The sequence below is a fragment of the Legionella lytica genome (assembly GCF_023921225.1).
In the GTDB taxonomy this organism is placed as follows: Bacteria; Pseudomonadota; Gammaproteobacteria; order Legionellales; family Legionellaceae; genus Legionella; species Legionella lytica.
Genome location: NZ_CP071529.1, coordinates 122,617 through 136,522, shown reverse-complemented (window position 1 = coordinate 136,522; position 13,906 = coordinate 122,617). Strand labels below are relative to the sequence as shown.

The window sequence follows — 13,906 nt, the reverse complement described above, 5'->3', positions numbered from 1 at the left end:
GTTTTTCCTAATTTATCTTTGATTTTATGAAAATGCAATAGATTAATAAAATTTCCATTTACAATAGAAACACTACGTGTTTTAATTTTTTAAGATCAGTTTATCTGTTGTTTAGATGATTAGAATGTCAATTGCCATCTGGCCTAAAGGTTCGTGTTAGGGACGTTTACGGGATTTTACTGGACGTTTACAGGGTGGGCTGGGGCATTTACAGGGTGAGTCGGGGCGTTTACAGGAAGTATTGATAATAAATTTAGCCTAGGGTGCGACGTTTACAGGGTGGGTGCGACGTTTGCAGGAACATTTGAGGAGAGACATGCGTGCCTAGTTTAGAGCTGAAGGGATTGAAGTTGCTTCGAGCCTTAGATAATTCATTTAAGGATGAAGAATCTATACTTCGTGAATCCATAACATATTTAGCTGTCGAATTACTGAGTAACGGTAAATATCAACCTAGAAAAAAATTTGATGAATCTATTTTAGAAGAACTTGTGAATTCTATTAAAATTCAGGGTATCATCCAGCCGCTTATAGTTAGAAAAACTACAGAAGAAAGTTATGAAATTATAGCTGGTGAACGGCGTTGGCGAGCAGCAAAAAAAGCAGGGTTAACCCATGTTCCTGCTATTATCAGAAATATTGATGATAATGTTGCCTTGGCATTTTCACTTATTGAAAATATTCAGCGTGAAAATCTAAACCCAATTGAAGAGGCCTTTGCATTGAATCGATTTCGCGAAGAGTTTCAAATGACTCATGAAGATATAGCGCAAATGATAGGGCGTTCTAGAGTATCTATCACTAATACTCTTCGTTTATTATCTTTAGAACCTAGAGTAATAGAGATGTTGAGCGAAGGAAAGATTGATATGGGACATGCTAGAGCGCTTTTAAAACTATCGCCAGAACAGCAATATCAGGTCGCTTGTGCTGTCTATGAGAAACAACTTAATGTGCGTTATACGGAGGCTTTGGCCAACCGATTGAAGTCATCTGGGAGGCATAACAAGACCATGTCGGTAGCAAAACTTCACGATAAATGCGAAGAGTGGAGCTCATGTCTTTCTCAACAATTCACAACAAATGTTTCGGTAAAAATAAACGCTGAGGGGAAGGGGAAAGTAATTATTGAGGTGAATTCTGCCAGTGAGGTTGATTGGTTAATAAAGCTAATTAACGAAAGAGGATAATTGAGTAGTCGAGTAGCCCCTCACCATTACTGATGCGAATGAACCGATTGACGGGTGGTGGACTCCGGATAAAGACCATCTTTCGATGGTAACGACATGATTCTAATGCGCGTCCAGGATGCGGACGAACAAGGCTTTTTCTTGTTTATATATGATTCAGGTGTTCATGAACGAGCACCTGAATCATATACCTCATCTGTTATTGCCCAGGATTTTTGATACCATTGGTGCCTGGTTTCGGGGCTTCTGATGTCGTGGATTGCGGCTCTTTATAGTCAAAAAATTTAAATAGGCTCTTGATGTCGTTACTGGTTTGTTCGACGAGCTGTTCCATGAGTTCTTGTTCACGTTCCTGGTGTTTGCGCGCCAGGCCATGGGCGGCAAGGGCGAAGGTTGGGTTCGTGGATATTTGCTGTTTGATGTAGGTTGAAAGCCATGCATGCACTTTAAGCTCAGGGTGGTCTTTCACTAAATCCATCGGGTAGGTTTTATCTTTCAGCGGATAATACAGTTTGGCACCCGCATCCACCACCCGTTGCAGGAGGCTCGGATCATCTTGTTTAATCGCTTCTTGCACCGTCATCTGCAATAAAATTGCCAATACTTCTCGGTGAGCGGGAAGGGAATCGAGCGTCAGTCTCGAGGACGATGTTTCTAAGCTGGATATTAAATGGAGTTGTGCTTCGTACATTAATTTGTTTCTGGAAAAAAGTACTTCCATGTTATGGCTGTCTTTGTATTTTAACATCAGCTCGGTTAACAATGGATCACCACCTTTTAATGCAAACATGGCTGGCGTAGCTGTCTCCTCGTTATAAGGTTTATTGGCGTGTTTGAATTCTGGGTTACTTAATAGCATCTCGATAAACACGTAGCGCTCAGGGGATTCTTTGGTACGATTCATCACCGCTTCCATCAAAAAGGAGCCGCCTTCTTCATTTAACGCATTCACGTCTATATTGGGATTTTGTTTGAGTAGTGTTAAGACGGTGGCGTACTCGCGTTTGTTCAGTAGTTTAAATAGTTCGGTTTCAAGGGACATTATGTCCTCCTTTGCATGATAAAGTTCCGTATTATATCGATACTGTGTTTTAATAAAACACTTTTTCCTTTCTATTGCGTCAGTCCTTGCCCCTCGTGAGTTATATTGGGTGGTGGTGTTTCCAGTATGGACGTGCTCATTTGATTCTTTAGTGCCGTACAAGCTTTGGCTAAACTGCGGTTGTGCTCCAGGTGCGGTAACGCATCGTCCAGATGTTGCTTTAATGCATCCCATTCCTTAAGGCTTGCGCTGGTTTTGGTTGATAAATCGTTTAAGTGGGAACCCAGTTTTTCTAATGTAGGAGGCAGCTCGCCTGTATCTAATCCCTCCACAAATCGCTCTATCTGTTTTTCCAGGGCACTCAGTTGCTCTTTGAGTTCGGCACTCAAGGTCACCTCCGAATCGACAGGGGCTTGCAGTTCGCTTTTGAATTGGTTCAAGCGCTGTTTGACCTGGGTGGTGGCGTGTAATAAGCCCTCGCTGTTGGTTTGGGTCATTTGACTTTGCGCAACCGACTGCTCTTTGGCAAACTCCTTCATGTGCTGAACCAGGGGCGACTTCGAATAATCCTTGATGGACTCCAAATCCTTAAGCGCATGCAGCATTTGAGCCCCCATCGCGCGGCGCATCTCATCGGAGAGCGTTTCGGAGCTTTTAATTAAAGTATTGAGGTCTTTCAGGGTGTTTTGATGCTGCTTCAGGCGAGTCTGCTGCGCTTCGCTTAAATCACGCGTGGATTCCAGGGCTGTATGCAGGTGCCTGCTGAGTTCGTGCACGCATTCTTCCAGTGCCTCCTTTTGGGCTTGCTGCACTTTCGGCATCAGCTCTTTGACCTGGGTTTCATATGCCAAGTCATTTTGGTACAGGCCTTCCAGAGTTTTTTGGTAGGTCTGGGCTGTTTTCGTGTACAAAGCAATGAGTGCCTCACATTCGTTGTTTAGAGCCGGAGATTTTCTTAGCAAGCGAATGGCCGATTCGGTGCGCTGCAAAAATGCGTCATGGCTTCTCATTAAAAACTCGGTATCGCCTGAATGTTCTTTGAGTTCCTTGAGTCCGCCAATCCATCCGTCCTGAAGGTAACGCTGGTATTCATTAAGCTGAGCTTTATCCTGTTGGGAGAGCTCTTCGGTGTTAAAAACTCGCTCCATATCGATGAGTGGGACGCGTTGTTCTGAGGTCTTGGGTTGCATGTCTATTTTATGGCTTGGGGCATTCAAATTCATCTTAAGAAAGTCTTGCCATTGAGCGATTTGGTGTGGCGGTTCACTAAACGTTCCTAAGTGCCGGCTGATGTAGTCCTCATCGGGGGTAATCGACATCCCTTCCGGAAAACTAAATTTGATGTGGTCATACCGTGGGCTTGCTTCTTTTTGCAGATACAACAAAGCCGCATGGAGCTGATGAATGTTTTTATCCGAGCCGTGAATGTGGATTGTTGTTTTATCCGCGGGAAGGTTTAGTAAACATTGATAACTCATTTCCAAGGCCAGGTCTGTGTTTTGCGCCTCAGTTAAGTTCTTTGATGTCGCAGTAAAGGCGCCATTTTTCGCTACGATTTTACCGTAGCTGCTCTTGTCTTCTGAATAGTAACGGGTGGCGGTAAAGGCTTCGTTTTCATTCAATGGAAATCCATGTACTTGCTCGGATGGTGCTCGGCTTGATGGTTTGGAGGTGGAAAGCGTACTGTCCTGTGATGGACTGTTGGCGTTGGGCTCTGAATAATGACTAATGTCATAAAAATAAGGTGATTGGCTCATGCGGGAATAAAAAAATTGCGCGGGCGTTGAGGGTTGTACGGGAACAGGAGGGCTTTGTGCTTGCGTTTTGGTGTAGTTTGAGAGCGCACTGTTGATTGCCTGTTCGCTAAATTGCTCCAAGTCCTCAAGCGAGAGGGCCGAGGTTTTATTGAGTTTCCTGAGTAGTTTTAGATTACGTTTTAATGCATCAGGCTGATGTTCATTGAATAAAAACCAAGGCGCATGAGCATCTTGAGTGGCTAATAATTCCTGTAAACGGTCATTCGCTTGCGGCATTATGACATCCTAAACAGTCCTTTTTGTGTTTATTATAGACAATCAATCTGTTTTTTCCACAAGATTGGTTTTGGTGGCGCATCCTAATCATCGATAAAAGCCGATTAAAAAATAGGGTAGAAAGTCTTTCAGATAAAGAATTAAATGCTTTGGATGACGGTTTCGACAGAGTTTGTGTTTATAACCCGCACTCTATTTAAGCAGGTTAGGGCAGGTAATAGACCACCCGCCTTGGAGTGATGTGGGTCGTCACATCGGATTTTTTCTTAAGGCCTCAAAAAGCCCTTAATTTCTAGCTCGTGCGCAGGTTCATATACCTTTTTCTATCACGAGGCTTAGTTAATGAAGTTGTTCTACCATGGGCCAAATCGTGGACTTGTTCAGGTTAAGTAAAGGATAAGTTGTTAAGCTATTGAGCATTGAAGTGTATTTAGCTAAACTCGGCTGCATGGAAATTAATTACAAAGCGAGAACTAAAATGGAAATAACTAAAGTAGCCTTTGAAGAAAAACTCATTATCATTAAAAATAATCAGCGCATAGAACTTGTCCCATTTATAACCCAAGAACATGGCAACATCAAAGTTGGCATTGCTGCCCCGAAGGGCATTAGTGTTGATCGAGAGGAAATTCATCTTTTAAAGCAGCAAAAGCTTCGTCAAAAAGAGGCCGCCGAAGCCGGCTGATTTTGGAGAATGTAGTTCCAGCTTTCATGCCGAAGTCGGATTTGATCCTCGATAGGCAACGATGTAAATGCAACACACACCTCACCTTGGTGTAGAGAGAGAATAGTAATGCTCCCTAAACGGCTGTCTTGATTGAGATGTTGTTGAGTCAGCTTTTTATAGAATTGGTGTTTTACAGCGACGAAGATCTGACGCAGGGAGCCCTCCTGAACCAATGTAGATGAAAATGAAAAAATGGTCATGGGTGCGTTTCTTCCTGTACGAAATTGGATTCTTATTATTACTTGTTTTCTTGAGAAAAAACAGGTTGTGCTGATTCTCCATTAATGTGTCAATTTATTCCATTCCTCTTAAGCCGTTTTCATAGGCGTTTCTACAAGACTACCCACAGGCTTATCCACAAAAATTGTGGATAATTCTTCGGAGAGTATTTTTATTTTAAATGGCTGTAATAAAGGCGTGAGTTAGGACAAATTAAAAATTATTGAAGTTAAAAAAAGAGTACCGGCTTAGGGGAAAATTAAATTATCCACAATAAAATTGCTTTATAGTTCAATAAGCTAAGTCCTGTTTATTAAAAATAAAATCAAATAAACGTTGGAAAAATTCATATTAATAGTCTACGCAAAAACACACGTTCAGTTATGAACAAACGAGTGTATATAGTATTTATGATAATCGAACGCCTTTCTTGTGGGATTTATTCTAGTTTTATGAATGATATCTGTACTGCTTTAAATATTTTAAGAAATGTCTTACAGAAAAAAACGCTTATTTTATGCTTTATTTTTTTAAAGAACGATATACTGCACGCGCCCGGCGCAGTGGTATCGATTGGTAAGAATGCGAGTCATTTAGGTGCTAGCCGGAGCACTGGCACGATGTAGGAACAATGATGGAGCAGAAGCAATGTCCGTATACGCGCAATTCATATTTCAGCCTTTTCTAAATTCTCTTAGGCTTTAACGTGTCATAAACGGGTTTCACCATTTTCTAAACCAACTGCAACCGATTAAAAGACACAATTACAATCAAAGGAAATTTATAATGATTAAACCATTAACTTTTTGTCTTTCTCTTATTTTAAGTTTATTGATTTTTCCAGTATATTCAAAGGAGAAAAACCAACTCGCAGCTCATCACATAAACCCATGTATTGAAAATATATCAACAATCTCTTCATTTGGGATACTTTCGTTAAGTATGTGTGACATCACTGATGAAGATATTCCTGATTTGGTTTCAGCTGTTAATGAGTCAGATGCCCGAAGGCTCTATTTGCATTATAATAATATCGGACCACATGGCGCAGAACTTTTATTAAACTTGGAAAATATCTCAGATTTGGATCTCAGTAATAATCCCATTGGTGATCTTGGGGCTGGTTTTCTAGCAAAGAGCACTAAACTTAATACGCTTTTTCTCGACAATAGCCAAATAACGGATGAGGGTGTCAAAGCACTAGCAGAAAATCCCCGCCTCAACTATCTTGCTTTAGGTAATAATAAGTTAACTATTAATGCAGTGAAGGCACTAACTAATAAGCCGATGTATGGTTTATATCTTGGATATAATCATCTAGGAAGCGATGCTTTAGAATTAATTTCGCAAACATCGATTCAAGCTCTCGATTTATCAGGTAATGATATTGGCATTGAAGGAGCCACTATTCTCGCTAACATGCCTGTGCAATTTCTCATACTCAATAATAATCCACTTGGCAATGAAGGAGCTAAAATATTAGCTAAAATTAGATCATTAAACTACTTAAGCGTTTCTTCTAGTAGCATAGGCTTAGAAGGTCTAATTGCTCTATCTCAATTACCCGATCTTTCTAACCTAATTATTAATAATAATTATATAGGAGCTGAAGGAGCTGAGATTTTGGGAAATATGCCTTCATTATTCAGGTTGGATGCAGATAACAACCAAATTGGGGATAATGGAGCTGTCTCTTTAGCTAACTCAAAGTCTATCCATATGCTTTCTTTGGCTCGTAATGTTCTTTCGGATAAAGCTGCATTAGCATTGGCTTCAAATTCAAATTTGTTTATTTTGGATGTTAGTGACAATTCTATTGGAGAAGTTGGTATTAATGCATTAAACAATAGTGAACATTTAGGTACATTAATCGCTTGGGGAAACTGGGGTTATACATGTGAAAAACTCATCAATAAACATCATAATATGAAGTTAACTTCTTCAAATTCATGGTGCTTGAACCACCACCCTAGAGAGTTTTGCATGAAGAATATGACACGGAGTGTCAAAAAATAAATTAACTATTTACGGCGGTCTGTATGCGAGTTGATAACCTGTAGGCCGCTTTGGGTTCATAAAGGGCAAAAGCTTCCATGATCCGGGCGCGAATTGTAAATTTTTTATAATTTACAATTCAGGTCCTGCCCCAGCAATTGCAACAGAAGAGTGTGTTAAGAACACATGGGGATGTGGCTGTCTACTCGCATAATAGCCACAGATTTCCTCTATGTTTCATCCTCGATGACCACAGTCTTTTTCCTACAATTAATCAATAGCGCTTTGAGATCAACTATGTATCCATTTTAACGAAGAAACACCTGGAACTTCTTCGTGGACGGCACGTACTTTGGCCTATTGCTTTAAGTGTTGGATGCAGTACACTTCAGCTCCTTGTTTTCAGGAGTTAGGGATGCGTTTTTTACTCTATAGCTTGTTGTTTCTAAGTCATTTTTCATGGTCCGATTCCCCCAGTTCGTTTGCTCAGTCTAAAAAAATAGTGCAGCAATTATTTCAGAATCATCCGCAAACGATTTATTGTGGTTGTACTTATCAAGGTAAAACCGTGAATCTGGATTCGTGTGGTATGAGCGAGGCTAAGGAAAAAAAGCGGGCTAATCGTATCGAAATAGAGCACGTAGTTGCAGCGGAACACTTCGGCCAACAGTTTGCTTGTTGGCGGGAACTTCTGTGTCATGACAATAAAGGCAAGGCATATAAGGGGCGTAAGTGTTGTCAAAAAATTGATGAGCGTTTCCGACACATGGAAGCAGAACTTTATAATCTTTGGCCTGAATCGGGTCTTGTCAATCAAGCGCGCTCCAATTATCGCTTTGGGATGGTTCCAGGGAAAGAGGATTATTTTGGTTGTTCGATTAAAATCGATAAATTGACCCGGAGGGTAGAGCCTTCCGACCAAACTAAAGGCATTGTGGCACGAGCTTACTTGTTTATGTCCGACCATTACGCACTGCTCTTAAGTAAACAACAAGAGCAATTATTTCGAGTCTGGAATAAGCGATTTCCGCCTACAGAGTGGGAACATCAATGGGCCAATCAGGTCGCGCAGATCGAAGGGTATCCTAACCCCTACATCACTAAGTGGACAAAAGATGCCGCATAAAAGGCTGACCTATTCAAAAACAAAGGCCACTTAGTTGTTTGGGTTTGCGCGAATAATTGAAGAGGCAATACACCAAAGCGACTATTCACATGCATAATCAATAACCAGGGCATTCATAGAGGCGCCAACACGCTGAACTACGCCTACTCTTTTGAGAGGGGGGTAGTGTTGCTTTGAGTTGAAAACTCGCTCAGATTAGGGGGCTGTGGGAAGAACCCCCAAAAGTGGTCGTTCTGAGGTTATAGCTAATCTATTTAGTATTAGTAAGCCTTTGCTGTAAATCCACACTGGTTCTGATTTCACCGTGTTCAGAATAAAACTGGTGGTAGCAGTACCCGTTCTCCTCTTAACAGTAAAAGCTTTCAGGGTAAGGTGTATACAAGAAATAAAATAAATTACATGGCATTAGCGTAACATGGAACCTGACAAGTCGCCGACATGGTCGGCCTGAGCGCCATGGTGCCTTGAACAAGTGGCGAGAAGAGTCCTCCACCGCGTGCTGTCACAAACAACCCCGCCTGCAATATGCACCTGAGATTGGGTGCATGTGCGCCTGTGCTTGCTAACCTAAGTTATCTAACCAATAATTATTGGTGCAGATAACTCAAGGATTGACTAATGATAAAATTCCCACTTAAAAAAACGGCTTTACTTCTATGCTCGGCGTTGCTTCTTGGCCAGGCATCAGTAAGTAATGCATGTACTCGAGCTGTATATATAGGTTCTGACGATTTAGTGATTACAGGCCGCTCTATGGACTGGATGGAAAACATGCATTCAAGTATTTGGGTATTCCCCAAAGGCATTAAACGTAATGGACTGGCGGGACCTAAATCACCGGAATGGACTTCAAAATACGGTTCCATCGTTACCTCTGTTTATAATCTTTCATCGGCAGATGGGATGAATGAGAAAGGGCTGGTAATGAACTTGCTGTATTTAGCCGAATCCGATTACGGGAGTGTGAAAGAGGGGCATCCTCCGTTATCAATTAGTCTGTGGGGGCAATATGCCTTGGATAATTTTGCGACCGTCAATGAGGCAGTTGAAGCGATGTCAAAAAATATATTCCAGATTATTGCACCTAATCTTCCCGATGGAAAAGCAAGTACAGTTCACTTGTCTTTATCCGACTCAAGCGGTGATTCAGCCATTCTGGAATATGTTCAAGGTGAACTGGTCGTTCATCATGGTTCCCAATATCAAGTAATGACTAACTCTCCAATATACAGTAAGCAATTAGCTATCAATGAATATTGGCAGGAAATTAATGGCTCGGTATTTTTACCTGGAACGAATAGGGCAGCAGATAGGTTTGCCAGAGCGTCCTATCTGATTCAGTCCATTCCCAAGGAGGTTGATAAAAAATACATTCAGGGGGTACCAGCCCAAGCCTATACTTATCAAGCTATTGCGGGAGTCTTAGGTGTTATGCGTTCGGTTTCGGTTCCTTTAGGAATATCAGATCCGATTAAACCGAATATCGCATCGACTATATGGCGCACCGTTTCGGATCAAAAAAACAAGATTTATTATTTTGACTCATCAACTTACCCCAATACGTTCTGGATCAACCTTAAAAAGATTAACTTCGCCCCTGGCGCTCCAATACTGAGTCTTGCAGTAGAGGATGGAGCGGTTTATGCGGGAGATGTATCAAAGCTGTTAAAGCCTACCAAGGCGTTTGATTTTATGCCAGCACAATAAACATCATTAGCCTCTGCACTTAACTGCTATGTTAAGGCGGTTCAGTGCAGGATTTTACTCAGGGAAAAAAGTCAACTTCATAGGTAAAATGTGCTGATTTTTCCGCTTCGATTTTCCTAAACTTAAAATTCAGTTTCTGTGCTGAAATTGCGGGCGAACGATATCACTTCGTACGCATCACGGCAATTTCATTCCCTCATTCTTGGTTTCAATCCCCTTGCTGTAAGGATTAGGATTCCGAACTATACTCAATGTATCTTTTCAAAAGGTGAAATGCATGTGTGGTCGATTTGCTTACGTGGCTTCTTATGAGAAGTTAACGTATCAATTTCACTTATCTAATTCTGTGGAGTTGGCGCCTAGATTTAATATTGCTCCGGGAGATGATGTGGCTTGTCTCGTCAAAACCAGTGCGAATGAATTGCAATGCGTGCTGTTGCATTGGGGACTCATTCCTTCCTGGACCACCGATAGGAAAAAAATAGGGAGCTTGATTAATGCGCGCGCATGAGGAAAACGGGGTAAAACAACCCTATTTTTTTCATAAAAAAAATCATGATTTATTGGCAGTAGCTGCTCTTTGGGATACGTGGCAGTCTCAAGACGAGGTGATTCATTCTTGTTGCTTAATTACTACTGAAGCGAATTCATTAATGGAGCGTGTTCATCATCGAATGCCGGTTATTTTTGATGAGGAGACGCAAAACACTTGGCTTGATAACTCCCAGTGCTCCAAAGAGAGCCTACTGGCATTGTTAAAACCTTATCCTTACGATGATTTGGAAGGGTATCGCGTCTCTACTTTAATGAATAAGGCAGATTTTAATCATCCTTTAGCCATAGAGCCTTTGTCTCAGTAAAAAAAAGTTTTAACCATTTTTTCCAATACTGCCGAGGACTTAACTCCTCTTGCGTCTAAAAGCCGAGCTTGATGGCTTTACAGCGAAAATTTTCCTATCTATGATATCTGTAACTAAAATCAAAATTAAGAGAAATCATGTCACGACGTGGTGGAGCAAGAGCGGGATCTGGCCGCCCAAAAGGTGAGCCAACAAAAACAGTTCGCGTGCCTTTGTCTTTGGTTGCTCAAGTGGAGCGATTGAAAGAAGGGTCTAATTATCAACTACCGGTGTTTTCAAGTAAAGTCCAAGCAGGTTTTCCATCGCCTGCGGATGATTACATTGAGGGGTATTTGGACTTGAATACCCAGTTTATTCATAATCCGTCGTCTACTTTTGTACTGCAAGCGACTGGGGATTCGATGATTGAGGCGGGAATTTTTTCCGGTGCCTACCTTGTTGTAGACCGTAGTATTACACCGACGGATGGGCGAATTGTGATTGCTGCAGTCAATGGTGAGCTCACTGTGAAGCGACTCGCACAACGAGGAGGGCGGGTGCAGTTGTTGCCTGCTAATCCACAGTTTCAACCCATTGATATTACAGAGGACAGTGAGATGGTCATTTGGGGTGTGGTTACCCTAGTTTTGCACGAGCCCTTATAACATGTTTGCCTTAATTGATTGCAATAACTTTTATGCCAGCTGTGAGCGGTTGTTTCGTCCTGATTTGCGGGAAGTGCCGATTGTAGTGCTCTCGAACAACGATGGCTGTTGCATTGCCCGCTCCAATGAAGCAAAAGACCTAGGCATTGCCATGGGGGAACCCTATTTTAAAATTAAGAATTTATGCAAACAACATGGCGTAAAGGCCTTTTCATCAAACTACACTCTTTATGGCAACATCAGCCACCGGGTCATGTGCACGATTGAGGAGTTTTGGCCGCATCTCGAAGTGTATTCAATCGACGAGGCATTCATTGATTTAAGCAGCTTGCCTGTCGCACAGCATGATACTTTTTGCCAAGAGTTACAAAAAAAAATTCTAAGGCATACCGGAATTCCTACTTCCGTTGGTATTGGCCCTACCAAAACTTTGGCGAAAGTGGCCAATCATCTATGCAAAAAAGTATTGAAAGTACCTGTATTTAACATCACCACGCAACGAGAAGCCTGGTTAAAAAAAATTTGCGTGGGTGATGTATGGGGAATAGGGCGAAAATGGGAAAATAAATTAATTGCTCGGGGAATAAACACCGCATACGACCTAGCTTGTGCTAATCCTCACCATCTAAAAAAGAGTTTTAATGTGGTGATGATGCGTACTGCTATGGAGTTGCAAGGCATTGCCTGTGGCGGGTTGGAGGAGACTGAGCCCAAGCAAAGCATCATGTCGTCTAAAAGCTTTGGAGCGATGCAAACCGAGTTGTCTGCGCTAGCCGAATCCGTGAGCAGTCACTGCGCACGCGCGGTGGAGAAAATGCGTGGACAAGGATTAGTCGCACAACGTATGTATGTGTTTGTGCACACGAATCGATTTCGTGAGGATTTAGCACAGCACTTTCAAGCCATGGAGTTTCGATTAATTAATCCCACAGATGACTTGCGCTTAATCACTAAAATTGCCAAACGCTGCCTGCGTCGAATTTTCAAGTCAGGTTATTTTTATAAAAAAGCAGGGGTTTGCCTGGAAGATTTAATTCCCAAAGACCCTCGCCAATTGGCCCTGTTTCATCAACCTTCTGAAGAGCAACTAGAGCACACCGAGCAGCTCATGAGTGTATTTGACCGCATCAATACCAAGTATGGACGCAGTACTATTCGTCTTGCCGCTGAAGGCTACTCCAAACCCTGGGCGATGCGCGCTGAGCTTAAGTCGCCTGCGTACACCACGCGCTGGACGGATGTGCCGCAAGTTCGTTGTGGCGATGGGGTTTAATCTGCATGACCGCTTTGCGCAAAATAATCCACATTGACATGGACTGCTTTTATGCAGCCATTGAGATGCGGGATTTTCCAGAGCTCGCGCATCGACCGATTGCGGTCGGTGGGGAGGCTGACCGACGAGGAGTTATTGCGACGTGTAATTATGCTGCACGCAGCTTTGGAGTTCGCTCGGCCATGCCTACCGCTAAGGCGCGCAAGCTGTGTCGCAACCTCATCTTACGTCCGGTGCGTATGGAGGTGTATCGGCAGGAAAGTGAGTACATTAGGGAAATCTTTGCCGAATACACTGATTTGATTGAGCCCTTATCTTTGGATGAGGCCTATTTGGATGTGACTGAATCAAGCCAGTGCCAAGGGAGTGCCACCTGGATTGCTCAAGAAATCCGGGCGCGAATTTTTAACGCACGGCAATTAACGGCCAGTGCGGGCATCGCACCCAATAAGAGTTTGGCAAAAATTGCGAGCGATTGGCACAAGCCCAATGGGCAGAAGGTGATTAAGCCTGAGGAGGTGGCGGCTTTTATGGTGGATTTGCCGGTGCGTAAGCTCTTTGGTGTGGGGCCTAAATTAGAGGAAAAGCTGCATGCGTTAAATATTCAAACCTGCGGGGATTTATACTATTACTCGCTGGAGAATTTAGTCAGTGCATTCGGTATTATGGGGCATCGGCTGTATGAGTTGGCGCGAGGCATTGATGAGCGCCCAGTCAATCCCGAACGCATTCGTAAATCCATTAGTGTGGAAGAAACTTATTTACAGGACTTGCCCGATGTGAGCACCTGTATTGCCGCACTCCCTGAGTTAATGACTCGCCTGGAGGGGCGTATTGAACGAGCAGGTCCATTAGACATCCATAATGTGTTTGTTAAATTAAAATTTAGTGATTTTCAACAAACAACAGTAGAGATGGTGCATGAGCGACTTGATGTGGCCGTGTTCAGTCAGCTGATTCATGAGGGATTTTTAAGAAAGAATATGCCAGTACGATTGCTGGGGATTGGGATTAAATTAAAGCAGCACCCCATTCATGAAGGGATTCAATTGCCGCTCTTTGAGTTCAATGAGTCCCAGGGCTTGTGATT

10 protein-coding genes and 1 pseudogene are annotated in these 13,906 nt (G+C 42.5%); 9 read left to right on the top strand and 2 right to left on the bottom strand.

Going from position 1 to position 13,906, the window contains the following annotated elements:
• The first annotated feature begins 320 nt into the window (after positions 1-320).
• Positions 321-1,190, top strand: coding sequence for a ParB/RepB/Spo0J family partition protein (locus J2N86_RS16095; RefSeq protein ID WP_252582792.1), 870 nt, complete (start codon positions 321-323; stop codon positions 1,188-1,190).
• 199 nt (positions 1,191-1,389) lie between these two features.
• On the opposite strand, the gene J2N86_RS16090 is transcribed toward J2N86_RS16095, so the two are convergent.
• Together J2N86_RS16090 and J2N86_RS16085 are read right to left on the bottom strand one after the other, a co-directional pair.
• Complete coding sequence (locus J2N86_RS16090) at positions 1,390-2,232, bottom strand: hypothetical protein (protein WP_252582791.1); 843 nt, start codon at positions 2,230-2,232, stop codon at positions 1,390-1,392.
• Between the two features lie 71 nt (positions 2,233-2,303).
• The gene (locus tag J2N86_RS16085; RefSeq protein ID WP_252582790.1) at positions 2,304-4,265 is read right to left on the bottom strand and encodes a coiled-coil domain-containing protein; all 1,962 of its coding nucleotides are present in this window, start codon (positions 4,263-4,265) and stop codon (positions 2,304-2,306) included.
• 478 nt (positions 4,266-4,743) lie between these two features.
• Here J2N86_RS16085 and J2N86_RS16080 point away from each other — a divergent pair, with 478 nt between their 5' ends.
• The 8 genes and pseudogenes from J2N86_RS16080 (at position 4,744) to dinB (ending at position 13,904) form a co-directional block, all read left to right on the top strand.
• Positions 4,744-4,950 carry a carbon storage regulator gene (locus J2N86_RS16080; RefSeq protein ID WP_252582789.1) on the top strand — a complete coding sequence of 69 codons (207 nt, stop codon included), beginning with the start codon at positions 4,744-4,746 and terminating at the stop codon, positions 4,948-4,950.
• Positions 4,951-5,997: 1,047 nt separating this feature from the next.
• Positions 5,998-7,227: a leucine-rich repeat domain-containing protein gene (locus tag J2N86_RS16075; protein WP_252582788.1), complete on the top strand. Its 1,230-nt coding sequence runs from the start codon at positions 5,998-6,000 to the stop codon at positions 7,225-7,227.
• Positions 7,228-7,621: 394 nt separating this feature from the next.
• Positions 7,622-8,332 carry an endonuclease gene (locus tag J2N86_RS16070; protein ID WP_252582787.1) on the top strand — a complete coding sequence of 237 codons (711 nt, stop codon included), beginning with the start codon at positions 7,622-7,624 and terminating at the stop codon, positions 8,330-8,332.
• 618 nt (positions 8,333-8,950) lie between these two features.
• Positions 8,951-10,039, top strand: a complete 1,089-nt coding sequence (locus tag J2N86_RS16065; RefSeq protein WP_252582786.1) for a linear amide C-N hydrolase — start codon at positions 8,951-8,953, stop codon at positions 10,037-10,039.
• Between the two features lie 277 nt (positions 10,040-10,316).
• Positions 10,317-10,899, top strand: a pseudogene (locus tag J2N86_RS16185) (SOS response-associated peptidase).
• 137 nt (positions 10,900-11,036) lie between these two features.
• Positions 11,037-11,543 carry a LexA family protein gene (locus J2N86_RS16050; RefSeq protein WP_252582783.1) on the top strand — a complete coding sequence of 169 codons (507 nt, stop codon included), beginning with the start codon at positions 11,037-11,039 and terminating at the stop codon, positions 11,541-11,543.
• 1 nt (position 11,544) lies between these two features.
• Positions 11,545-12,816 (top strand): Y-family DNA polymerase, encoded by a 1,272-nt coding sequence (locus J2N86_RS16045; RefSeq protein WP_252582782.1) that lies wholly within the window; start codon positions 11,545-11,547, stop codon positions 12,814-12,816.
• Between the two features lie 5 nt (positions 12,817-12,821).
• The gene (dinB, locus tag J2N86_RS16040; protein WP_252582781.1) at positions 12,822-13,904 is read left to right on the top strand and encodes a DNA polymerase IV; all 1,083 of its coding nucleotides are present in this window, start codon (positions 12,822-12,824) and stop codon (positions 13,902-13,904) included.
• Positions 13,905-13,906 lie beyond the last annotated feature (2 nt).